Raw genomic sequence first — 24,424 nt, 5'->3', positions numbered from 1 at the left:
GCGCACAGGCCGGTTCGATTTCTCATGTCACCATCCAGCAGGAGCACAGCATGGCAACTGTTACATTGAAAGGTAACCCGTTTAAAACCAGTGGTGAACTGCCCGCGAAAGGCAGTGCGGCGCCTGACTTCACTCTGGTCAAGACTGACCTGTCAGAAGTCAATCTGAGTGACTTTAAAGGCAAGCGAGTGGTGCTCAACATCTTCCCCAGCGTCGATACACCCACCTGCGCGCAATCGGTCCGCTCGTTCAACGAGAAGGCCAGCGCCCTGGACAACACCGTGGTTCTCTGTGTCTCTGAAGATCTGCCCTTTGCCATGGCACGCTTTTGCGGCGCCGAGGGACTGGACCAGGTGATTCCCGCCTCGGCTTTCCGCTCCAACTTTGCCGAGAGCTATGGCGTTCGCATGGTCGAGGGCCCGCTGACCGGACTGGATGCCCGCGCGGTGGTCGTAGTCGATCAGGACGGTAAGGTCAGCTACACCCAATTGGTCAGCGAAGTGGCGGACGAGCCGGATTACGACGCCGCCATTCAGGCTCTTGGCTGATCGGCGCGCTCCGGGGTCCACGCAACACGCTACGGCCCCGCCCCAACAAAAAAGCCAGCACTCGGTGAGTGCTGGCTTTTTTGTACGTTGCCTTTAACCGAGTTTCAGGCCACCTGACGCCCGCCCGGTGCGGCATCCTCGGGCGTCAACCACTCCCGCACTCGCTGCGCGCCCTGCATCAGGCCGCGACTGTTACTCGCCGATGCCGGGTATTGACTCACCCCCCACCCCCATCGACCGATCGAGGCGTTACTCAGGAACGCAGTGTTGAGGGTCACCAGCTTCCGCTTGACCTCTTCCCCCGACAAGGGCTGATGCAAAACCATAAAGCTGTCACTACTGTAGCGCACCACCTGCTCGGCGCGACTGAAACTGCGTTTGAGCTGCTGAGCCACTTCCAGCACCTGCGCGTCATCCGGATTCTGCAGCTCAACATAAAACAGCAGGAAAGGTTCGGGCTGGGCGCCCCGCGCGGTGACGGTCAGCCGCTCCAGAAGCTGACGCTCCAGGTGACTGCGATTGGGAAGCCCCGTGGCGGCATCGTAGAAGGCCGCCTGCCGGGCCTGATCCTGAGCCCGTTCCTGCGCTTGCCGCGCCCGGTCCCGCGCCCGAAGATCACTGTAAGCAACATAGATCGCCAACAGCAGCAAGCCACTCACGACGATCGCCGTGGGCACCCCCATCCAGTTCCCCTGCAGGTGGTTACCCTGGTCCATGGCGCCGTCCATCGGGTAGATGGCCGCGACCATCCCCGAGTAATGCATGCCACAAATGGCCGCACCCATCACCAGGGCCGCCAGGGCTTTGACCCACACCGCATACTGGACCGGCACGTCGCGGATTTTGCGACAGATCATCAGCGCTGCCCCGGATGCTCCCACCGCAATCGCGGCGGAGATCGATACCCAGACGGGATCGTATTGAATCGCCGGCTGCATCTGCATGGCATACATGCCCAGATAGTGCATGGAAAAGATACCCGCCCCCATAATCAGTGACGCGGCCGCGATGGCCGCCGCGCTGACCCGGGGCAAGGTGATCACGTGCAGTGCCAGCCCCGACGCCACCAGCGCCGGAAGCCAGGACAAGACCGTCAACCCGGCGTTGAACGACATGGTCATTTCCATGGGCATCTCAAAGGCACTCATGCCTACAAAGTGCATGGACCATATCCCCGTGCCCAGACAGAGTGCGCCAGCGACCAACCAGTTACGCCGCTGAGCCCCGTCGAAATGAAATACCCGGGTACCGAAATAGATGGCCGTGTAGGACGCGATCACCGCCACGCAGTAGGACGCGATTACCAGAATCGCATTGTAGGAGCCTGTCATAGGGAAAGTCCGCTGTTGGTGCCTCAGTCATTATTGACGTTCCGTGTTGTTACGCGCCACAGCAGGACTTGGATCAGGACGACACCCGACGCACCCCGGTCAAATGCTTGAGACAGTGCTCGCGAGCCAAGCGGAGGAAATCCTGCATGAACGGCGCATCCAACTGAGCTTCGCGCACTGCGGCATACAGAATGGGCCAGACACCTCGGGGGCCGGCGGAGCGGACCGTGATCAGTGCCTGATCGACATATTCAGCCAGAACCCAGTTCGGCAGTGCCGAAACACCCCGTCCACTGGCTACCAACTGCACCATCATCAATGTCAGCTCGGCGGTACGCACCGACGCGGGCTCAACCCCGGCGGGCTCCAGGAACTGTTTGAACACGTCCAGACGGCTGCGCTCAACCGGGTAGGTGATCAGCGTCTGCTCCAGCAGGTCCTCGGGTTCGATCCAGGGACGCTCCGCCAGCGGGTGCTCCCGCCCCAGGGCGAACTGCATTTCGTAGGCGAACAGCGGGACATACTCCACCCCACGAATCAGTTGCGGATCCGCGGTCACCACCAGGTCAATATCCCCCTGAACCAGGGCCGGCAGCGGCTCAAACGTAAAGCCACCGGAGAAATCCAGCTCCACGGCCGGCCAATGATTCCGGTACCGCTCAATGGTGGGCATCAACCAGTTGAAACAACTGTGACACTCAATGGCCATATTGAGCCGACCGGCCTCGCCGTGCAGCAGCTTGTGCACCTCCCGTTCGGCGTCCTCCAGCCGGCCCAGCACATCGTCCGCCAGCGCCAGCAAGCGCTTACCCGCCGGGGTAAAGCGCACCGGCCGACTCTTGCGCACGAACAGCTCACCGCCAAGACGGCTCTCCAGGTCCTTCAACTGGTGCGACAGCGCGGACTGGGTCAGGTGGACCCGTTCGGCCGCATCCACCAGGGAGCCGGTTTCTCGCAGAGCCACCAGGGTTTTCAGATGACGTATTTCCAACATCGATTGGGTTTCACTCCTCGACAATCGGCCCGGAGAACACTGCCAGCGGACCAACATTAATAAAATTCATAGTAAATCTGAAAATACTCCGTTTGATTCATAGTAGCACTTTACCGAGAATGCGCCCACTACATCGAGACTGACTCGTAACCCCTTTTTGTCGACCATCACTTTATCCCGAGGACCTTATGCACCCGATACTCACCCACAATCTGGGCTTCCCCCGCATCGGCGCCGACCGAGAACTCAAACGGGCTTTGGAGGCCTACTGGCGCGGCGACCTCTCCAAGGAGGCTCTGGAAGACACTGGGCGGACACTGCGCCGCCGACACTGGCAGCAACAGGCGGATGCCGGCCTGAGCTGGATTCCCACCGGTGACTTTGCCTGGTACGACCAGGTCCTGACCCTGTCCGCCACTCTCGGTAATGTTCCCGTGCGCCACCGGGCCGAAGCCCGGAACACCGGCGCTGAACCGGGCTCCCACTCCGAATGTGGCTGCAGCGAGCCGATTGACGCCCCGGAGGCGCCCGAGGGGCCCTGCCGACAGGTGGATCTGGACACGCTGTTTCGGATGGCGCGGGGGCGAGCACCGACCGGCGCGGCCAGTAGCGCCTGTGAAATGACCAAGTGGTTCGACACCAACTATCACTACCTGGTACCGGAATTTCACCCCGACCAGACCTTTGAGTTGAGCTATCGGCAGATCATCGATGAGACCCGGGAGGCCATCGCCCTTGGGCACCAGGTCAAGCCGGTGATTCTCGGTCCGCTCAGCTATCTGTGGCTGGGCAAAGAAAAAGCGGACAATTTTGATCGGCTGAGCCTGCTTGAGGCGCTGCTGCCGGCCTATCAGCAATTGCTGGATGCTCTGGCCGATGCCGGCGCCAAGTGGGTGCAGATTGATGAGCCGATTCTGGTGCTGGACTTGCCCGCTGCCTGGCAACAGGCCTTCGAGCCGACTTACCATCGCCTGCAGAACCGAGCGGTCAAACTGCTACTGGCCACCTATTTCGGCGCCCTCGGCGAGAACCTGTCCACTGCGGTGCAGTTGCCGGTCGCCGGCCTTCACATCGACGCGGTGCGCGCACCGGAGCAGCTATTGAACGTCGTCGACCGCCTGCCGGTACACAAGGTGCTGTCGGTGGGGATAATCGACGGGCGAAATATCTGGCGTACCGACCTGAGAGCGGCACGGGAAACGCTCGCCGAACTCGCCGAACGGCTGGGAGAGCGACTCTGGCTGGCCCCTTCCTGCTCACTGCTGCACGTGCCGGTGGACCTGAAACGGGAACAGGCCCTGGAGCCAGAGCTGAAAAGCTGGCTGGCCTTCGCGCTGCAGAAGGTCGACGAAGTGGTGGCTCTAGAACAGTTACTGGCACCAGAGCCGGCTCCATCCGCACTGGCTGCACTTGAGGCCAGCGATCAGTCGGTGCGCTCCCGGCGTGAATCCCGCCGCGTCCACAACCCGGCGGTGCAGGAGCGCCTGAGCGCCATTTCTCCCACCGACAGTCAGCGCCAGAGCCGGTTTGCGCAGCGGTCGGCCAAACAACAGGCACTCCTGCAATTGCCGGAATTTCCGACCACGACCATTGGCTCTTTTCCCCAGACCGATGATATCCGTCAGGCACGCAGAGCCTACAAGCAGGGACAACTGTCCGAAGTGGAGTATCGCAATCGTATGCGCCAGGCCATTGCCGATGCCATTGTTCGCCAGGAGCAATTGGGGCTGGATGTACTGGTGCACGGCGAAGCCGAGCGCAATGACATGGTGGAATATTTCGGTGAGCAGCTCGACGGCTACGCTTTCACCCAGTTTGGCTGGGTCCAGAGTTATGGCTCCCGCTGTGTGAAGCCGCCCATCATTTACGGTGATGTGGCCCGCCCCCGGGCCATGACCACCCAGTGGGCCCGCTACGCCCAGTCCCTGAGCCGCAGACCGGTCAAGGGGATGCTGACCGGCCCGATTACCATGCTGTTCTGGTCCTTTGTGCGCAACGACCAACCCCGCTCTGTGACAGCACGACAGATCGCCCTGGCACTCAGGGACGAAGTCAAAGATCTGGAGACCTCCGGCATTCAGATCATCCAGATTGACGAGCCTGCCCTGCGCGAAGGTCTGCCGTTGAAGCGGAAAGATTGGGGGGAGTACCTTGACTGGGCGGTAGAGGCGTTTCGTCTGAGCGCCAGTGGCGTGAACGATGAAACCCAGATTCACACCCATATGTGTTATTCAGAGTTCAACGACATCATCGATGCCATTGCGGCATTGGACGCGGATGTGATCACCATTGAGACGTCACGCTCCCAAGGTGAGCTGCTCGATGCCTTCGAGCAGTTTTCCTACCCGAATGACATTGGCCCGGGCGTATACGACATTCATTCACCCAATGTGCCCCCGGTCGAGGCCATGGTGACCCTGATGGAGCAGGCGGCTCAACGGCTACCGAAGGAACGTCTCTGGGTCAATCCGGACTGCGGCCTGAAAACCCGGGGCTGGGTGGAAACCGAAGCCGCCCTGGCCAACATGGTCAGCGCCGCTCGACGCCTGCGCGAACGTTCTAGCGACGCTGCCTGAGTCGGGCCCTCAGGCCTGGCGGCGCCGGGGAGCACGGGCCTGCCCGCTGCCCTCGTGCCGCCGCCCTTCCAGCAGCGACTGAAGCGCCGACCGGGAGCCATTGCTGGCCACCGGTTCGGCGCGCAGCGCCATGGGGGAGCGCCCGACCCACTCTGCACGCCAACGCCAGAACTCCGGATGTTCCGGGTCGCCGCGCAACTCGATGATGCTCAACCGGTCGGGAACCAGCGGGAGCTGCTCCATCAACTGCATCAGAAACGGTTCGGCATTCTTGCCAAAAAAACTGGAGGCCTGTTGGCGGGGCGCACTCACGAACAGGGTATCGCGGTGTTCCCCGGGCATAAACTTCACACCCAATACAACGGGCTGCCCGAGACGGTTGGTCAGGGACAGGGGTTCAACAGCGGGATGGGGCATAACGGCTCACGTCCAGGAGGCATCCGCCTCGACTATCCACAAAGCGGCGCAGTGTACGGATCCACAGGGGAACTACAAGTGATAATTGCGTGACATTTGATCTGGCCCCAGGAGTAACCGGTTGCAATCACCCGCTGGCCCCATGGCGGTCATGAAGAGGGCGTGATGTCCGGCTCCGCAACAGGACGCCCACGAATAACACTGTTGTGCCCATGGGTTTTGGCGTAGTAAAGCGCCTGATCGGCCGAGGCAATCAGTTGAGATATGCCGGCTCCGGGCTCGCAGGCCACCCCGGCGCTCAGAGTGAGTACACCGAGCGGACTCGGGGCGTGTTCGATGCGAAGCTTCTGCACCGCGTCGCACACCCGGCTGGCGCCGAGCCAGGCCCCTTCCAAGTCGGTATCCAGCATTAACAACAGCAGCTCCTCACCACCGTACCGGTAGAGGGTATCGCCCTGACGCAGATGGCCGGTAATGGTTTCGCAGACCCGCTGCAACGCCCGATCTCCCGCCTGATGACCGTAATAGTCGTTGTATTTCTTGAACCAGTCCAGATCCAGCAATGCCAGGGCAAAACGGCGCTTGGGATGCGTTGCCAGGACCTTGAGGTCGCGCTCCATCGCGCGACGATTGCCGATATTGAGCAGGGAATCCTGCAGGGACTCCGCCCTGAGTACGCGATTGACACTGACCAACTCGGTCTGGCGCTCCAATATCTGAATATACGCCTGTGCCATGTCAGTGTGAGTGATCATGCCCACCAGTGCCCCCCGGTCGTCCAGCACCGGCATCTGGCGCTGACGATATTCCTGCGCGCGTTTGAGCGCCTCCAGCAGCGACGCTCCGGCGGGCACACAGACCGGGTTGACGGTCATCACGTCCGCCGCCCGCCCGACCTCGACCCGGCCGGATTCGAGCACCTGGGCCAGCACCGAGACCAGATCTTTTTCCCGAATCAGGCCCGCCACTCGGTCGCCGTCCATCACAACGGCACAGGAGTGCTGATTGCGGCGCATCAGAGCCAGTACTTCGATCAGGCTCTGGCCGCCATTCACCTGGGTGCCCACCGGGGTCATCAACTCTTGAACGGTCATCATCACGGACTCCGCTTCCGACGTCAGTCAACCACTCTCACTATATGCTTCCGCCTGAACCGGCCGGAGCGCCAAAAATCGTGCATCTTACCACGGTTGGCGCCGAATTCATCTACCGGTTGTCGGTTTTCTGGCACACCCGAGCGGCATTCGACCCGTTTCTGCCAGTCCTGCGGATTTTATTCGTCCGATGTCGGTCCAACCGCGGAGCATTTGCGCCAATATTTGACACGAAGCCCCGAGGCGCCGAGAATCGCGGGCTTCCCCAAAATCTCAGGTACACAAAGGCATGCGTAATACTCGAGACAACGGCTTGATCTCCGTCACCCGCTTCGGCCTGCCCCTGCTGCTCGCTCTGACTCTGGGCGCCTGTGGCAGTGACAGCGACAATAACCAGAACACCTCATCCAGCTCCAGCTCAAGCTCCAGCAGCTTCAGCGGGGGTATTGATAACGCGGGCAATACCGGAGGCGTAAGCGACGCCGAGTGGCCGGAAATCAATGTCGAATCAGTAGAGCCCAAGGAGATCCGTTTTTCCTGGACCGCCGTTGAAGGTGCTGAGTATTACCAGCTGCAGAAGAAGCCAGGCGACGGCAGTGGCTACGAGGTGGTAGCTGACAACCTGACCGAAACAGAGGCCAGCGACACCGTCGCGGTGCACCAGCATGACTGGCACAACGCCCTGTATACCGTCACCGCCTGTTTGAACGCCGACTGCTCCGAATACGACGATTCCAACGAGCAACTGACCCTGAACGTCATGCTCGACACCATCGGCTTTGTCAAAGCCGACAGCAACGAAGCCGCCGACTGGTTTGGCTGGGCGGTCGCCCTCTCGGCCGATGGCCAGACCCTGGCGGTCAGCGCGCCCCGCGAAGCCAGTCAGGCACGGGGCGTCAACGGTGATGCCTCCGACAACTCCGTATTCGGTGCCGGCGCCGTTTACGTGTTCCGCCTGGTGGACGGCCTGTGGCAGCAGGAGGCCTATCTGAAAGCCTCCAACACTGAAGCGCCCAGCGAAAACGACGACGGTGACAATACCACCCGATACAACGACCGCTTCGGCTTCGCGCTGTCCCTGTCGGACGGCGGCGATGTGCTCGCGGTCAGTGCGACCCTGGAAGACAGCGACGGAACCGGCGTGAATCCGGAACAGGACAATAATGGCGCCCCCGGAACCGGCGCGGTGTATGTCTTCAAACGCGGGGAGGAAGGCTGGGCGCAGGACGCCTTTCTCAAGGCCTCCAATGCCGAACCCCCGGAAGAAGAGGAAGAAGAAACCGACGAGACGGCCGAAGACGATGGCACCGATGACCCCGCAGCGGACGACGAAACAGAAGACGGCGAAGTCACCATCCCGACCAACGTCAACGACCGTTTTGGCCACCGCGTCGCCCTCTCCGGTGACGGCCAGACGCTGGCGGTCAGCGCCCTGTTCGAATCGAGCGACGCCACTGGCATCAACGGCGACGAGAACAACAATGATGCACCCAACGCCGGTGCCGTCTATGTATTCACCGACTCGGACAGCGGCTGGGCACAGCAGGCCTATGTAAAGGCCTCGAACACCTTCTCTGCCATCACCGCGACCGGCACTCCGCTGTACCACCTGTTTGGCAGCAGCCTGGCCATCTCCACCGACGGCAATACCCTGGCGGTGGGCGCGACCGGTGACGCCAGTCGCTCCACCGGGATCAACGGTGAGGACGACAACCGGACCATCATTAACGCCGGCGCGGTCTACTTGTTCGTTCGCAACGATAATAACTGGTCACAGTCGACCTATATCAAGCCAAGCCACACCTACACCGAGCAGGAACTGACCGGCTACGCTCAAAGTTTCGGAGCCAGTGTTGCCTTATCCGGCGACGGTACCCGCCTGGCAGTGGGCAGCACCGGTGACCTGACGGCCGAGCCCGGGATCAACTCCAGTCCGGACAATTACGACCTTGAGGACGTCACCACAGTCGCCACCAACAGTGGTGCGGTCTACCTGTTCCGCCAAGTGGATGGTGAGTGGGAACAGACCTCATTCCTGAAGGCCTCCAACAACCTTCAGGGGCTGCGCTTCGGCGAAACACTGGCCTTTGCCCGCAACGGGCGTCATCTGGTGGTAGGCAGCACGCGCGAGCCCAGCGCCGAGACCGGTATAGACGGCGTCAGTGATGACAACTCGGCCCCTCGTGCCGGTGGTGCTTACCTCTTTTCAATCATTGACGGTCGCTGGCGCGAAGCCTCTTACATCAAGGCCGCCAACACCGAAGCGCGGGACGGTTTCGCCATTGGCCTGGCGCTGTCGGCCGAAGGCGACACCCTTGCCATCGGCGCCTACCGCGAAGACAGCGATGCCCAGGGCATCAACGGCGACCGGGACAACAACGAAGGCACCGATTCCGGCGCGGTTTACCTCTACTGACACCTTTGCTCCCTGGGCCTGCCGAGTGGCCCCGGGAGCTCCCCCCTCCCCTCAAGCCTGCACAGCTCCCCCTCCAACTGGTATCATGGCGACATCGTTCATTACCCATGGCCCCAGAACTTATGCTGCTTTTTGTCGACAACCTCGCCACCGTGGATTTCAGCTTTCTCGATGCCCGCCGCGGCCTGCTGGGGGAAACCTGGCTGGCTGATGTGCAACTGGAGGGCGCATTGGATGAACAGGGTATGGTCTGTGATTTCAGTACGGTCAAGAAGACGCTGAAAGCGTGGCTGGACAACGAGCTTGATCACCGCCTTCTGGTGCCCCGCCACTCCCACCAACTGGAGCTTGAAGACGAAGGCGACGTTCTGTCCCTGCGCTGGCACTTTGGGGACCGCAGCGAGACGATTGATCTTCGCTGCCCCAAAGAGGCGGTGGCGCTGGTGGATGCCGAGGAGCTGACCCGTGAAAGCGTCGCCGAGTGGTGCATTCAACGCCTTAACGAAGAGCAGCTGTTCCCCGAAGGCACGCGCCTGCACCTGAGCTTTTCCACCGAATACATTGAGAGTGTGTTTTATCACTATAGCCACGGCCTGAAGAAGCACGATGGCAATTGTCAACGGATTGCCCACGGTCACCGTTCGAAGATTGCAATCTGGGCGGACGATATTCCCTCTCCGGCCCTGGAGGGTGAGTGGGCCAGTCGGTTCCGTGATATTTATCTCGCGACGCGTGAGGATCTGGTGGCGGAGGAAGGGGATTATTTCCGCTTTGCCTATACGGCGCCCCAGGGGGATTTTGAGATTACCCTGCCCCAGCGTTGTTGTTATCTGATGGACACGGATACTACGGTGGAGTTGATTGCCGACCACATCGCCAAAACCACCAAGTCCGAGTACCCGACCAGCACCATTCGTGTGCAGGCCTATGAAGGTATGAATAAAGGTGCAATCGCCGAGGCTTAAACCTCAATACACCGATGGTTCACCTTCAGGACGGGTTTTGAAGCGTGGCTGTGCCCAAAAATATTGATGTGGGCACTCTTCGATGGCTTCTTCCATGTAGCGGTTGACCCGCACTGTGTCGGCATAGTCGTCGCCGCTGGGGAAATCTCCCAATGCCGGCCGGATGACCAGTTCGTAACCGCGCCCGCCGGGTAGGCGGTACTGGGTAAACGGAATCACCCGTCCCTTGCCCATGCTGACCAGTTTGCCTGTGGCACTGACGGTGGCGGCCTGCACGCCGAAGAAGGGGGCGAAGAGGCTGTTTTTTGAGCCCAGGTCCCGGTCCGGGGCGTACCAGATGAAGCGGCCTTTGCGCAGGCGGCTGATCATGGCGCGTACGTTGTCGCGGGGAATGGTCATGGCGCCGGGGGAATAGGCGCTGCGGCGTTTCATTTGCAGGTAGTCGTACACCGGGTTGCTGTGGGGCCGGTACATGCCGTCGAAGTTGACCACTTGCCCGAGCATGGCGCTGCCAATGTCCAGGGTCGTCATGTGCAGGCTGAGCAGCAGCGCGCCCTGCCCCGCTTCTTCAGCGGCTTTCAGGTGTTCCAGGCCGGTGACGGTGAACAGTCGGCGCAGTCGCCAGCCCGGCCAGAACCAGGCGATGCCGGTTTCGAACACGGTCATGGCGGTGGAGGTGAGGTTTTTTTTCAGCAGACGCTCGCGTTCGACCTCTGACAGACTCGGAAAACAGAGCTCAATATTGCGTCGGGCAAAGTTCAGCCGTTTTTTATTCAGCCTCAGCAAAGGCGCCAGCGCTTTGGCCAGCCACCACTGCAACCGGTAAGGCAGTTGGGCGATCAGAAACCATAGCCCGGCACCCAACCAGGAGGGCCAGTGACGGGGGGCGAGCAGTTGTTTGGGGAAGGATGTTTCAGCCATAGGCTATCTATTTACCTCAGTGCGTATCGGCCGCGGCCTGGGCCATGGCCTCCAGACGGGCGTCTTTTTCCTGCCAGAGTTCGTTGACGCGGGCCTGAAACCGGGCTCGAAATGCCTCATCGTTCGGATAGTCGCCCACCATGTCGTCGGTGATGGGGCGCTGCTGGATGTGCATGTCCACCCGGCGCACTCGCCCACAAGCGTATTCCCAGAACGTGGGGCGGCCGTGGGGGTAGTAAAGGGTCACATCCAGCATCTGTCGAAGCTGACCGTTCATGGCCGATAGGGTGAAGGCCAGGCCACCGGCTTTGGGCTTGAGCAGGTGCCTGAACTCCGGCGCGCCGTCGTCGCTGGCTTGCGCCCGCTGCTTGGCCGGCGTAAAGCGGGTGCCTTCCAGAAAGTTGATGATGGTGACCGGGCTGTGTTGATACATTTCGCAAGCTCTGCGGGTACGCTCCAGGTCGTCGTTGGCCAGCGCCGGATTGCGGGCAATGTCTTTTTTGCTGCGCCGGCGCATCACCGGAAAGTCCATCGCCCACAGCGCCTGCCCGAGCAGGGGCACCCAGAGAAGCTCGCGCTTGAAGAAAAATTTCACGTAGGGAATTCGGCCGTTCAATACCCGGACCAGGATCATGATATCGACCCAGGACTGATGGTTGGCAATCAGCATGTACCACTCATTGCGACTGAGTTGGTCGATATCTCCGCTGACGCGAATGTCGGTGCGGGTCAACAGCTTTTGATGCCAGCCATTAAGCGTAATCCAGCCGCTCGCCAGTTTGTCGAGCACGGCATTACAGGGGCGTCGCAGAGCGGGAATGATCAGTTTGACCAGCGCCACGGGCATGATCAACAGGAACACGCCCGCGATGGTGATCACGTACAGCGACAGGCTGAGGATGCCCACGAGGGGATAGATTATTGGCATACAAGCTCTCACGTAGGTCGGATTAGCGCAAAGCGCGTAATCCGACACAGAGGTGCCGCATGCCACTGGCAGCTCGGGGCTTTAACTCAACGGCACCGTCACACATCGTTGAACGCTTAAAACGGCGCCTTCACCAACGGACTGACATCCGCCTCGTAGTCCACACCGTCGACGCCAAAGCCGAACAACTTCAGGAAACCTTCGTTGTAGCCCTTGTAGTCGGTCAGTTCAAAGAGGTTGTCTTCGGTCACTTGCGGCCAGATTTCTTCCACCTTGGCCTGTACTTTGGGGTCCAGCTCCAACTCGTCTACGCGGAAACGGTCTTCGTCGTCGAGACGCGGGTTGGCGCTATACAGGCATTCCACGAACAGACGCTGCAGCTGGTGAATGCAGTCTTCATGGGTGCCCTGCTCTTTCATTACTTTGAACAGGATGGACATGTACAACGGCATCACCGGAATGGCGGAGCTGGCCTGGGTGACCACTGCTTTGAGTACCGCGACGTGGGCCGTGCCGTTGAGGTCATCCAGTTTCTGGTCGATGGCCAGGGAGGCGCGATCCAGGTCTTCTTTGGCCTTGCCGATGGTGGCCTTGCCGTAGATCGGCCAGGTCAGCTTGTCGCCCAGGTAGGTGTAGGCGGTGGTCTGGCAGTTCTGCTCCAGCACGTCGGCGTCTTTCAGGGCGTCGATCCACAGTTCCCAGTCTTCGCCGCCCATCACTTTGACGGTGTTGGCAATTTCTTCGTCGTTGGCCGGCTCGACGGTGGTCTCGGTGATTTTCAGGGTATCGGTGTTCAGGCCTTTGGAGGTGTAGGCCTGACCAATCGGCTTGAGCACGGAGGTGTAGGTTTCACCGGTCTTGGGGTCGGTGCGTCGGGGCGAGGCCAGGCTGTAGACCACCAGGTCGATTTTGCCCAGGTCTTTTTTGATCTGCTCGATGGTCTGGGCCTTGATCTCGTCGGAGAAGGCGTCCCCATTGATGGTGTGAGCGTAGAGGCCATCAGCTTCGGCAAATTCGTGGAAGGCGGCGGTGTTGTAGTAGCCGGCGGAGGCGGTACGCTTCTCGGTGGGCGGTTTTTCGAAGCAGACCCCGAGGGTTTTGGCGCCAGAGCCGTAGGCGGCGGTGATGCGTGAGGCCAGGCCATAGCCGGTGGAGCAGCCGATGACCAGTACGTTTTTCGGGCCACCGTTGATGGGCCCCTGGGCCTTGGTGTAGTCGATCTGCTCGCGCACGTTGGCGGCGCAGCCCTGTGGGTGGGCGTTGGTGCAGATGAATCCGCGTACTTTTGGCTTGATAATCATGTAAAGTCCTACTCTTGTCTGGTCTGTTTGGTCGCTGCCCTGACCGTCGTTACGTGCTGTCAACGGCCGTTCAACCGCCCCAGTACTCAGATTCGGGGCGAAAAACGGGCATTGTACCAGCAGATGGGCTTTTTCGGCGAAATCCTTGGTTTTTGGGGTGCTGCTTTGAGTGGCACTAGAGGGTCCGGCCACGACATTGGGTGGGCTTTTCCCAAAACGCGATGAACCCATCCATGGGGCTCCCTCTCTTCTTCCCTGAAGAGAGGGTTTGGGAAAAGCCCACCCAATGCCCTGCCCTCCGAGGTAAAACGGCGCCCTGCTTGCCTTTAGCGGAGTTTGGTCCAACCTGCGGAACCTTGCGTCATATAAAGGAGAAATCATGCTGAAACCCATGCTCGCCCTGATGTTCTGGACGCTCTGCGTCGCTCTCTATTTGCTGACCCTGCGGATCTTGGCGGTGCGTAAGGGCACGGTGTCAATTGGCTATTTTCGGCTCTACCCGCCAGATCAGGCCGCTCCGGCACGGGCGCTGGCGGCGGCGCGTCATTATGACAACCTGTTTCAGGTGCCGATCCTGTTCTACCTCGCCTGCGTCACCAGTCTGGCCATGGGACTCAATGGCCCGGTGGCGCTGGCCTGGGGGTTTGTGGCGCTGCGGGTGGTGCACGGTCTCATCCATATGGGCTACAACAACGTAATGCATAGGTTCATAGCATTTATGGCGAGCAACCTGTTGTTGGTGGCCATTTGGGTGGTGATTGCGTTGCAGCTGGGGAGTCGGGTTTAGCAGCGGATAAGTTGTTGGCGGCAAATCCTGACAACAGGCCCAAACTGGCATAACGTCCGGACCGTGAAGGGGATCTTCTTTCAAGACACGCCGTAAACCCATCCCTGGGGGCTCGAATCGCGGGTCCCCCGCTCCACGGTCTTGAAAGAAGATCCCCTTCACGGCCCTCAGCATCACAAACAACCTCGGGCGTTCGCCGGCAATTTAACCGTTAGGTGCTATTTCCCTGAACGAGAAGTTGGCACTGCGGAGGCTGGGTATACCCTCACGAGACCGTCACCCGCCTGGACGGCGGGTGATGAGCCTACATGGATGTATTTACGGCGTGTCTCGTGAGGGTATACCCAGGCGGAGCGTCCACTACGAAGCTCAAAAACACCATACGAGAATTGGAGAAACCCACCCCAAACCCGTAGAATATTGCACCCATTGTCGAGAGCCGTAACGACCAGATGATACCGAGCATACGCCATACCTCCCCCGTCCAGAGCCGCTACCTCGCGTTTATTGAGGCCCTGCGCCAATCCGACTTTCAGGGCGACCTGAACCCGGACTACGCCAACCGCACCGTGCTGGCGACCGACAACTCCATCTACCAAGTCCTGCCCCAGGGCGTCATCTACCCCAAAAACGTGGACGACCTGGTGATCCTGGCCCGGCTCAGCGACCAGCCCGATTATCAGGACATCGTCTTGAGCCCCCGCGGTGGCGGCACCGGCACCAATGGCCAGTCCCTCACCGACGGACTGGTGGTGGACACCTCCAAATACATGAACCAGATCCTCGAAATCAACGTCGAGGAGCGCTGGGCGCGGGTCCAATGCGGCGTGGTGAAAGACCAGTTGAACGCGGCCCTCAAGCCCCACGGACTGTTCTTCGCCCCGGATCTGTCCACCAGCAACCGGGCCACCATCGGCGGCATGATCAACACCGACGCCTCCGGCCAGGGCTCCTGCCGCTACGGCAAAACCCGGGACCACGTGCTGGAGCTGCGTACCGTATTGCTCGACGGCAGCGACTGGACCTCCCGCCCCATGGACGACGCCGAGCTGACCGAAGTCAGCCAGCGCGAGGATCGCCCGGGCGAGGTACACAAGACACTCAATCAGATTCACACCGACCACGCCGAGCTGATCGACGCCAAATTTCCCAAGCTCAATCGCTGCCTGACCGGCTACGATTTTGCCCATGTGCGCACACCCGAAGGTCGCTTTGATCTGAACAGCGTGCTGTGCGGCAGCGAAGGCACCCTGGGCTTTATCGCCGAGGCCAAGCTCAACCTGCTGCCCATCCCCAAGGTCTCCGCGTTGGTGAATGTTAACTACCGGGACTTTAACGCGGCGCTGCGCGATGCCACCGAGCTGATGAAAGCCGAACCCACCGCCATCGAAACCGTGGACTCGAAGGTGCTCAATCTGGCGATGAACGACATCGTCTGGCACAGCGTGTCCGAGTTCTTTCCGCCAGCGGAGAGCGGCGAGCCGATTCAGGGCATCAACCTGGTGGAGTACACCGCCGACAGCGAGGAAGAACTGGAAGCCGCGGTCAAAGCGCTGACCGATCAACTGGATGCCGACACCGATGTCAGTAAAGGCCGCTTGGGTTACAGCCTCGCATGGGGTTCGGCGTCGGTCGCAAAAATCTGGGCCATGCGCAAAAAATCCGTGGGCCTGTTGGGCAATGCCGAAGGTGAAGCCCGTCCCATTCCCTTCGTGGAAGATACCGCTGTGCCGCCGGAAAACCTGGCCGACTTCATCATGGAGTTCCGTCAGGTACTGGATGAGCGCGGCATGACCTACGGCATGTTCGGCCATGTGGACGCGGGAGTACTCCACGTGCGCCCCGCCATCGACATGAAAGATCCGGAACAGGAAGCCCTGATCCGCCCGATCACCGACCAAGTGGTTGAGCTGGTCAAAAAATACAAAGGCCTGCTCTGGGGCGAACACGGCAAGGGCGTGCGCGCCGAATACGCGCCGGAATTTTTCGGCGAACTCTACCCGCAGTTGCAACGACTGAAAGCCGCCTTCGATCCGCGCAATCAGTTGAATCCGGGCAAAATTGCCACGCCCGCGCCGGAGTTGGAACTGCTCAAGATTGACGGCGTCACCACCCGCGGTCAGCAGGACCGGAAAATTCCGGTGCAGGTCTGGGAAGGTTACAGCGAGGGCATGCACTGCAACGGCAATGGTCAGTGCCACAACTGGAACCCCAACGACGCCATGTGCCCCTCCTGGAAAGGCACGCGCCTGCGCACCCACACCCCCAAAGGTCGGGCCTCATTGGTGCGCGAGTGGCTCAAGCAGTTGAGCGAGCGGGACGTGAACGCGATCGAGGAATCCGAAGCGACGCGCCAGCAGTCGTTCCTGTTGAACCTGCCGACGCGCATCAAAAACACCATTGGCAAAAAGCGCGGCGAATACGACTTTTCCCACGAAGTCCACGAGTCCATGATGGGCTGTCTGGCCTGTAAGTCCTGCACCGGTCAGTGCCCCATCAAGGTGGACGTACCCAGCTTCCGCAGCAAGTTTCTGGAGCTGTATTACGGTCGCTACCTGCGCCCATTGAAAGATTATTTTATCGGCGGGCTGGAATTTATGGTGCCCACCTTGGCCAAGGTGCCCTGGCTGTACAACGGCCTGATGAAGCCCCGGTTTATGCAGGCCCTCATGGCCAAAGTGGCCGGCATGGTGGACAGCCCGCTGCTTACCGGCGTCTCCCTGGACAACGAACTGCAGACACGCAAAATCCGTTACGCCAGCGCCCAGAATATTGCGGCGCTCACTCAAGAGCAGCGGGATAAAGCGGTAATTCTGGTGCAGGACGCCTTCACCAGCTATTTTGAAACCCAGTTGGTATTGGACAGCCTCGACCTGCTGACCAAGCTGGGCTTCACGCCGCTGGTGGCGCCTTTCAAACCCAACGGCAAACCACTCCACGTCCACGGTTTCCTCGGCCCCTTCGCCAAGGCGGCGGTGAAAAACGCCGAGCACCTGAACGATCTCGCCCGCAGTGGTATTCCTCTGGTGGGACTGGAGCCGTCCATGACCCTCGCTTATCGCAGCGAGTACCAGAAGGTGTTGGGCAAAGAGGCGCCTGAGGTGGCCCTGTTGCAGGAGTGGCTGGCAGAGCAGAAAGCGCAGCTCGAAGCGCGCGCGAATTTGTTGCAGCCGGGAGATTATTCGCTGTTGGCCCACTGCACGGAAAAAACCAACGCGGCCGGATCGATCAAGGATTGGCAGGCGGTGTTCGGTGCATTGGGACAGACCCTGAATGTGATCGATACCGGTTGTTGCGGTATGGCGGGCACTTACGGGCACGAGGCCAGTAACGTTGAAACGTCGAAGAGAATTTACGGTCTATCATGGGCAGAGGTCTTGGCAAATCCGGAACACGAGGGAAAACTGACTGCCACCGGTTACTCCTGCCGTTCTCAGGTGAAACGCATTGACGATGTCGCCATTCCCCATCCTGTGCAGGTGTTGTTGGCGCAGATGTGAAGTAAAAGGTGCATAACGCCCGGCCCAAGGAGGGGAAAGCCTTTCAAGACACGCCGTTAACCCATCCCTGGGGGCTCGGATCGCGGGTCCCCCGCTCTACGGTCTTGAAAGGCTTTCCCCTCCTCGGGCCTCAGTGCCAGTACTATCTTGGGTGCTATTTCCCGAAACGATACGCTTGCACCGCGGAGGCTGGGTATACCCTTCCGAGACCGTCACCCGCCTGGATGGCGGGTGATGAGCCTACAAGGATGTATTCACGGCGTGTCTCGGAAGGGTATACCCAGCCGCAGCCCCTCACCGCGAAGCTCCCTTTCTACACATCACAGAACATCACGACAAAACTGGAGACCGATGTATGCTGCTCCAAGAAAAGACATTCTCGCTACTCGAACTCGCTTCGGTCAGAGAAGACGGCTCCATCACTGAAACACTACGGGACACGCTTCGCTACGCCCAAAAAGCGGACCAACTCGGCTTCGAACGCTTCTGGCTGGCCGAACACCACAACATGGAAGGCATTGCCAGCTCCGCGACCTCCGTGTTGATCGGCCACATCGCCGGGGGCACTGAACGCATTAAGGTCGGCTCCGGCGGCATCATGCTGCCCAACCACCCGCCGCTGGTGATCGCCGAACAATTTGGCACCCTCGCCAGCCTCTACCCGGGGCGCATTGAACTGGGTCTGGGCCGCGCGCCCGGCACCGACGCCATCACCATGCGAGCGCTGCGCCGGGATATGCGTTCCGCCGACGACTTCCCACAGGACGTCGGGTTACTACAGCAACTGCTCGCGCCCCTGAAACCCGGCCAGAAACTCAAAGCCATTCCCGGCGCCGGCACCGAAGTGCCCATCTGGCTGCTGGGTTCCAGTCTGTTCAGCGCACAGCTTGCCGCGCAGAAAGGCCTACCCTACGCCTTCGCCGGCCACTTCGCACCGCGCCTGGTCCGTGAAGCCCTGCATGTCTACCGGGAAAATTTTCAGCCTTCTGAGGTATTGGACAAACCTTACGCCATTCTGGGGATTCCACTGATTGCGGCGGACACCGATGCCGAAGCGCGTTACCTGGCCACAACCAGCCATCAGCGCATTCTGGCCCTGCTGCGCGGCCAGCCGCTGTGGTTGAAGCCGCCGGTAGAGGATATGACACCGCTGTGGTCGCCCGAGGAAGAGGCCGCCGTAAAGGACTTTCTCAGCCTGGCGGTGGTCGGTGGCCCCGATACCGTGCGGGAAGATCTGGAAGCTCTGTGCCGGGAGCTGCCCTTTGATGAGTTTATGTTTACCATTGATGTGTACGACCCGGCGGCGCGTGTGCACGCACTGCAAATACTCTCCGAATTACGGCGCCGCGATTGATGGTGGTGACGGCGGATGCACGCTTACGCGCTTATCCGCCCTACGGGTAGCACGGCATCCGCCGTCACCACCATTCCCAAGGCCACCTGCCTATACCCCGTAAATCTGCTATCATCCGGCGTTTGGCGCGGCCCGGCGCCCTGGACTATTTCAGCGCACGCAGCCTGACGTGTGCGGCGGACTTTCGGATCTTCGACTATGCGGCTTGCGGACTCAGTACTGGCAGTAAATAACGACCTTCCCATCCGGACCGACCGGCCCGTGCACAGCGGCAAGGTCCGCTCGGTTTACTGGCTGACCACCGCCGACAGCGAGCGCCTGATCCGGGAAAAAGGCTACCCCGTCGCCCCGGACACCCCCCTGGCGATCATGGTCATCAGCGACCGGATTTCTGCCTTCGAATGCCTCTGGAAAGGCGAAGGCGGCATGAACGGCGTACCCGGCAAGGGCGCGGCGCTGAACGCCATTTCCAATCACTGGTTCCAGCGCTTTCGCGAAGAGGGGCTGGCCGACAGCCACATTCTGGATATTCCCCACCCTCTGGTGTGGATTGTGCAGAAAGCCCAACCGGTGATGATCGAGGCCATCTGCCGCCAGTACATCACCGGCTCCATGTGGCGCGCCTACGACAAGGGTGAGCGCACCTTCTGCGGTATCACTCTGCCCGACGGGCTGGAGCGGGACCAGAAACTGCCCGAGCTGCTGATCACCCCCTCCACCAAAGGCATTCTCAAGGGTCTGGATGGTGTGCCGGAGGCGGATGACGTCAACATCAGCCGCGCCGATCTGGAGCGGCACTATCAGGCCTTCAACTTCCGCTCACCCAGCGATATCGACGCCTACGAGCGCTTGCTCAAAGAGGGCTTTGGGGTAATCAGCGACGATCTGGCCACGATCGACCAGATTTTCGTCGACACCAAGTTCGAGTTTGGCTATGTCCGCAATGCCGAGGGTCAGGAAAAGCTGATCTATATGGACGAAGTCGGTACGCCGGACTCATCCCGTATCTGGGACGGCGCCCAATACCGGGAGGGCAAAGTTGTCGAGCAGTCCAAAGAAGCCTTCCGGCAGGAGTTGCTACACTACTTTGATGACCCGGATGTGCTGCTGGATAAAAGCCGTATGGACGAACGCACCGCGCTGGCCGAACAGACCGAACTGCCCCGGGAGGTGATGATGCGCGTGTCCGATACCTATGTGGGTATTGCGGAGAAAATCATTGGCCGCCCGCTGGCGCTGTCGGATAACCCGCGGGCGGAGATTATCGACACCCTGCGCAGCCAGTACGGGTTGATTCAGGACTGACGACACGCCCGACGGCGTACAATAACCAAGAACTTCCCAGACGAGCCTGTACTCTTATGTCACCACTGAAGCGACTATTTGGTTCCCGTAACAAGCAACCTTCTCTGGACGAGCAGATCAAGGCGCTGGAAGACCGCCCCGAGTCGGAGTTGCTGGCGCTGGTACAGAGCGACACCCAGGAAGCGCTGCGCGAGGCGGCCCTGAACCACCTGAGCTACAACCAGACCCTGCTCAACCTCTCGCTCGGTGATGGCAACGGCCGCCTCCAGCAGGCCGCGCGCAAGCGCATCGGCCAATTACTGGAAGAAGAGCACCTGAGTCTGGAAGAACTGTCCAAAGCGGTGTCCGATGAGGCCCAGTTACTGGCCCTGAGCAGCTACTCGTCCCGGGCCGGCCAGGCGGTACTCGAACAGATCAACGAGCCCGAACTGCTGCTGGAGCTGGCGGTGAACGGGGCCAGCATCCAGATCCGTCGGGCAGCGGCCGAGAAAATCACCACCCGCCCGGAGCTGGAAAAACTGCACAAAGCCGCCCAGGGTCGGGACAAAACCGTGTACAAGCTCGCCAAACAGCGACTGGAGGCCTTCAAGGCGGAGGACGCCCGACGTGCCGAGGCCGAAGCCCACGCGCTGGTGATCTGTGAGAAGCTCGAGCAACTGCTGCGCACCGAACAGGACCCGCTGTTCGACGCCAAGCTCGACAAGCTGCATCAGGACTGGACCGCCCTGCCCATTACCCCGCCGCAGGAACTTGCCCAACGCTACCAGCAGGCACTGGATCAGTATCGCGACAAACAGACCGAACGGGCCGAGCTGGAGGCACAACTGGCGGCTCGGGAAGAAGCCGAGCAGGCCCGCCAGAGCGAGGCGCAAAACCGACTGACCGAGCTTCACGCCCAACTCAAGCAGTTCGGTAGCGAACTGTACAGCGCTGACAGGGAGACACTGCTCGGTGACCAGTGGCCCGAACAGCTCAATAGCGCCGGCGAATCGCTGAAAGCCCTGGAAACCGATGCCTTACCCAAGCGCGAGCGCGAATCGTTGGAGCGCCAGATTCACCAGCTGAACGAGCTGTTGGCACTTCTGCGCGAGCACGGCCCTCTGGAACAGTGGACCCCCCAATTGAATCAGCCGGAGCAGAGCGCACAGGCCCGCAAGGTCCTCAAACAACTGGTGAAAACCGCCCGCCAGTGGCCGGAGAACGATCGCCCCGCCCCCGTTCAGGACGCGATAAACGCCCTGAATGCGCTGGAGCAACAGGAGAAGGCCAAAGAGCAATCCCAGCGCAAGCACATTCGTGAGGTCGAAGGCCTGGTGCGCCAGGGGCTGAGTGCCGCGCAGCGCGGCCAGGTACGGCGGGCGCGGGGTTTGCATCGCGCCAGCCAGGAGAAGCGGGAAACCCTGGAGCACATCCCGGCCCACCTGGCGAGCAAGCTGGAGGAGCTGGATCAGGCGATTGAACGCTTGAGCGACTGGCATGAATTCGCGGTCACTCCCAAGAAAGAAGCACTCATTCGCTCCATGCAGGCCCTGGAACACAGCACCATGAACCCGGAAGAGCTGGCCCGCAAGATTCATCACCTCCAGGATGACTGGCGGGAAGTCAGCAAGGGCGTGCCCCATCACGACGAGGACCTGTGGCACCAGTTTCAGGAGGCCTCGCATCGCGCCTTCGAGCCCTGCAAGGAGTTCTTCGAAGCCCAGGCCAGAGAGCGCGAAGCCAACCAGGCCAAGCGGGAGGAATTGATCGAGCAGGTGCAGCTCTACCTGAACGGCTATCACTGGGACAGCCCAGTGTGGAAAGACGTCGAGCACACCCTCAAGCAGGCACGGCGCGAGTGGCGCGATGCCTGGCCGGTGCCGCGCCAGGCGGTCAAAGCCCAGGAAGAGCGGTTTGAGCCTCTGATGGATCAACTGCACGCCAAGCTGGGGGAAGCCTACGATGCGCACCGGGCTGAAAAAGAATTACTGGTACAACGAGCCGAGCAATTGCGCGAGCAGAGCGATCTGCATCAGGCCATTGAAGGCGCCAAAGACCTTCAGGTCCAGTGGAAACAGGTCGGCCAGTGCCGCCCCCGCGAAGATCAGGCCCTGTGGAAGCAATTCCGCGAACACTGCGACGCCATCTTCGCCCGCCGGCAAGCCCAGTTTGAGGCGGCCGATCAGGCGCGCCAGGCCCAGGCCGAGGAAGCGGAGTCCCTGATCAAGGCACTCAAGACGCTGCAACAGCAACCACTGGATACCCCCGGGGCACAGCGGGCGCGGATCGATGAACTCAAGAGCCAGTTCCAGGCTCTGAAAGAGCTTCCCCGCCAGCAGGCGCAGGCCCTCAATGACGCCTTCTACCAGACGCTCAAAGCCCTGGATGAGCAGCACAAAAACGCTCGCCGCCAGGCTAAAGAGCGCCAGCGCCAGCAGCTGTTCAACGCCGCCGAAGCGGTGCGCGCGCTTGAATTGGCCAGCCTTGAAGGCGGCGATACCACCGCAGCCCAGGAAGAGGCGAGCATCGCGCTGGAGGCCGTGGAGCACTGGCCCGGCGACAGCCAGGCCATTTTGAATCAACGCCTGGAACGGGCGGCCAGCCTGACATCTGCGGTCCAGACGGAGAACCTGGAGGCCCTGCGTCTGCTGTGTATCCGCAAGGAAATCGCGACCGGTCAGGAATCCCCCGAGTCCGACAAGGCGCGCCGAATGGCCTATCAGATGGAACAATTACAGCAGGGCCTGGGTCAACGGTCTGACACAGCGGAATCACTGCTGCTGGAATGGTTGACCCTGGGGGGTGTCCCCGATCCGGAATACACCCAACTGCTGACACGATTCCAGCCGCACTGATCTCCGTCTCACCCAGACGTTAGCGGTCCCATCGGATACTTATGGAACAACCCGGCGAAACACCCGCACAGACCATTGAACGCCCTGCCTGGTCTCGCCGGGCGCTGAACAGGCTGATTGCCACCTTCAAGCGCTACCCCAAAGTGCTGGCGCTGGCGGGTTTTCTGTTCGGCCTTGGCAGCTTCGTTCTGGTCGAGCGCAAACCCGCACTCGCCCAGGTGGTCGCGGTGTTGATGATGGCCAGCTGGCTCTGGCTGATGTTCGAGAACACCTTGCGGCGCAACGCGCTGCGCCTGCTGAAGCTGAAAGTCCCACGCCCCGCTCTGCACTTCATCACCCAGATGGTGCACCAGGAGAGTCTGTTTTTCGTCCTGCCGTTTTTCTTTTTCACGGTCACCTGGAACAGCGGGCAGACGCTGTTTATGGGGCTGCTGTGCGCCGCAGCGCTGGTCTCGGTCATTGACCCGCTCTATTACAACCATCTGGCCAAGCGACGTTGGCTGTTTCTCGGCTTTCACGCCTTGGCCTTGTTCGCGGTCATGCTCACCGCACTGCCGATCATCCTGCATCTGAGTACCGCCCAGAGCTACCCTCTGGCGCTCGGCATCGCCGTGCTGCTGGCCATTCCCAGTGTCATCAGTGCGCTGCCGCCCCGGCGCTGGTGGCGCAGCCTGGCCCTGATCGGGGTGGTTGCCGCCCTCGGCCTCGCGGGCTGGTACGGACGCCTCTGGGTGCCCCCGGCCACCCTCTGGCTGACTCAGGTGGCGGTGAGCACCGATATCGATATTCAGGACAAAGCACCGGGAAACCGCCTGACGCAACTGAGCGAAACCAAGCTACACCAGGAAGGGCTCTATGCCTACACGGCGATCCGCGCGCCGCGCGGGCTGAACGAGCGGATTTACCATGTCTGGCGCCTGAACGGCGAAATCGTCGACACCATTGCACTGGATATTCAGGGCGGTCGCAAAGAGGGATACCGGGCCTGGACCCACAAGCAGCACTTCCCGAAACAGGCGGTGGGCCATTGGCAAGTCCAGGTGGTGACCGAAGCGCGCCAGATGATTGGCGTGCTGCGCTTTGAGGTTACCGATATCGGGAATTGACAGACCCCTTATTTTCCTTTTCACTTGAAGACTTACCGATAAGCATA

The 24,424-nt window shown here is 60.7% G+C and carries 17 protein-coding genes; 10 read left to right on the top strand and 7 right to left on the bottom strand.

The features are described from left to right. The first annotated feature begins 50 nt into the window (after positions 1–50). The gene (gene tpx / locus EDC38_RS00950; protein WP_123636938.1) at positions 51–548 is read left to right on the top strand and encodes a thiol peroxidase; all 498 of its coding nucleotides are present in this window, start codon (positions 51–53) and stop codon (positions 546–548) included. A gap of 104 nt (positions 549–652) precedes the next feature. Here tpx and EDC38_RS00945 read toward each other — a convergent pair whose 3' ends face one another. Both EDC38_RS00945 and EDC38_RS00940 read right to left on the bottom strand, forming a co-directional pair. Next, positions 653–1,879 (bottom strand): MHYT domain-containing protein, encoded by a 1,227-nt coding sequence (locus tag EDC38_RS00945; RefSeq protein WP_123636937.1) that lies wholly within the window; start codon positions 1,877–1,879, stop codon positions 653–655. A gap of 73 nt (positions 1,880–1,952) precedes the next feature. Beyond that, positions 1,953–2,873 (bottom strand): LysR family transcriptional regulator, encoded by a 921-nt coding sequence (locus EDC38_RS00940; RefSeq protein WP_024459642.1) that lies wholly within the window; start codon positions 2,871–2,873, stop codon positions 1,953–1,955. 188 nt (positions 2,874–3,061) lie between these two features. On the opposite strand from EDC38_RS00940, the gene metE reads away from it, so the two are divergent. After that, complete coding sequence (gene metE, locus EDC38_RS00935) at positions 3,062–5,449, top strand: 5-methyltetrahydropteroyltriglutamate--homocysteine S-methyltransferase (protein ID WP_123636936.1); 2,388 nt, start codon at positions 3,062–3,064, stop codon at positions 5,447–5,449. A gap of 9 nt (positions 5,450–5,458) precedes the next feature. On the opposite strand, the gene EDC38_RS00930 is transcribed toward metE, so the two are convergent. Together EDC38_RS00930 and EDC38_RS00925 are read right to left on the bottom strand one after the other, a co-directional pair. Then, positions 5,459–5,866: a hypothetical protein gene (locus EDC38_RS00930; RefSeq protein ID WP_123636935.1), complete on the bottom strand. Its 408-nt coding sequence runs from the start codon at positions 5,864–5,866 to the stop codon at positions 5,459–5,461. Positions 5,867–6,015: 149 nt separating this feature from the next. Next, entirely contained in the window at positions 6,016–6,963 is a 948-nt protein-coding gene (locus EDC38_RS00925; protein ID WP_123636934.1) for a diguanylate cyclase, read from the bottom strand. A gap of 286 nt (positions 6,964–7,249) precedes the next feature. On the opposite strand from EDC38_RS00925, the gene EDC38_RS00920 reads away from it, so the two are divergent. Both EDC38_RS00920 and EDC38_RS00915 read left to right on the top strand, forming a co-directional pair. Next, positions 7,250–9,376 (top strand): hypothetical protein, encoded by a 2,127-nt coding sequence (locus tag EDC38_RS00920; protein WP_123636933.1) that lies wholly within the window; start codon positions 7,250–7,252, stop codon positions 9,374–9,376. Positions 9,377–9,498: 122 nt separating this feature from the next. Then, positions 9,499–10,341 (top strand): 6-carboxytetrahydropterin synthase, encoded by an 843-nt coding sequence (locus EDC38_RS00915; protein WP_123638812.1) that lies wholly within the window; start codon positions 9,499–9,501, stop codon positions 10,339–10,341. A gap of 3 nt (positions 10,342–10,344) precedes the next feature. On the opposite strand, the gene lpxL is transcribed toward EDC38_RS00915, so the two are convergent. The 3 genes from lpxL to fabV all read right to left on the bottom strand — a co-directional run bounded on the left by lpxL (position 10,345) and on the right by fabV (position 13,491). Further along, positions 10,345–11,262 carry an LpxL/LpxP family Kdo(2)-lipid IV(A) lauroyl/palmitoleoyl acyltransferase gene (lpxL, locus tag EDC38_RS00910; RefSeq protein ID WP_123636932.1) on the bottom strand — a complete coding sequence of 306 codons (918 nt, stop codon included), beginning with the start codon at positions 11,260–11,262 and terminating at the stop codon, positions 10,345–10,347. A gap of 16 nt (positions 11,263–11,278) precedes the next feature. Further along, positions 11,279–12,190 carry an acyltransferase gene (locus EDC38_RS00905; RefSeq protein ID WP_123636931.1) on the bottom strand — a complete coding sequence of 304 codons (912 nt, stop codon included), beginning with the start codon at positions 12,188–12,190 and terminating at the stop codon, positions 11,279–11,281. A 116-nt stretch (positions 12,191–12,306) separates the two neighbouring features. After that, positions 12,307–13,491 (bottom strand): enoyl-ACP reductase FabV, encoded by a 1,185-nt coding sequence (fabV, locus tag EDC38_RS00900; protein ID WP_123636930.1) that lies wholly within the window; start codon positions 13,489–13,491, stop codon positions 12,307–12,309. Positions 13,492–13,870: 379 nt separating this feature from the next. On the opposite strand from fabV, the gene EDC38_RS00895 reads away from it, so the two are divergent. The 6 genes from EDC38_RS00895 (at position 13,871) to EDC38_RS00870 (ending at position 24,377) form a co-directional block, all read left to right on the top strand. After that, positions 13,871–14,278, top strand: a complete 408-nt coding sequence (locus EDC38_RS00895; RefSeq protein WP_123636929.1) for an MAPEG family protein — start codon at positions 13,871–13,873, stop codon at positions 14,276–14,278. A gap of 452 nt (positions 14,279–14,730) precedes the next feature. After that, positions 14,731–17,778, top strand: a complete 3,048-nt coding sequence (gene ydiJ, locus EDC38_RS00890; protein WP_123636928.1) for a D-2-hydroxyglutarate dehydrogenase YdiJ — start codon at positions 14,731–14,733, stop codon at positions 17,776–17,778. A gap of 355 nt (positions 17,779–18,133) precedes the next feature. Next, positions 18,134–19,132, top strand: a complete 999-nt coding sequence (locus EDC38_RS00885; protein WP_123636927.1) for an LLM class flavin-dependent oxidoreductase — start codon at positions 18,134–18,136, stop codon at positions 19,130–19,132. A 198-nt stretch (positions 19,133–19,330) separates the two neighbouring features. Continuing rightward, positions 19,331–20,437 carry a phosphoribosylaminoimidazolesuccinocarboxamide synthase gene (locus EDC38_RS00880; RefSeq protein WP_123636926.1) on the top strand — a complete coding sequence of 369 codons (1,107 nt, stop codon included), beginning with the start codon at positions 19,331–19,333 and terminating at the stop codon, positions 20,435–20,437. A gap of 56 nt (positions 20,438–20,493) precedes the next feature. Further along, positions 20,494–23,271, top strand: coding sequence for a DUF349 domain-containing protein (locus EDC38_RS00875; protein ID WP_123636925.1), 2,778 nt, complete (start codon positions 20,494–20,496; stop codon positions 23,269–23,271). A 41-nt stretch (positions 23,272–23,312) separates the two neighbouring features. Then, positions 23,313–24,377 (top strand): DUF5924 family protein, encoded by a 1,065-nt coding sequence (locus EDC38_RS00870; RefSeq protein ID WP_123636924.1) that lies wholly within the window; start codon positions 23,313–23,315, stop codon positions 24,375–24,377. The last annotated feature ends 47 nt before the right edge of the window (positions 24,378–24,424 follow it).

Origin of the sequence: Marinimicrobium koreense (assembly GCF_003762925.1) — a bacterium.
In the GTDB taxonomy this organism is placed as follows: domain Bacteria; phylum Pseudomonadota; class Gammaproteobacteria; order Pseudomonadales; family Cellvibrionaceae; genus Marinimicrobium; species Marinimicrobium koreense.
The sequence above is the reverse complement of the archived record's forward strand: the minus strand, read 5'-3'. Positions and strand labels throughout refer to the sequence as shown.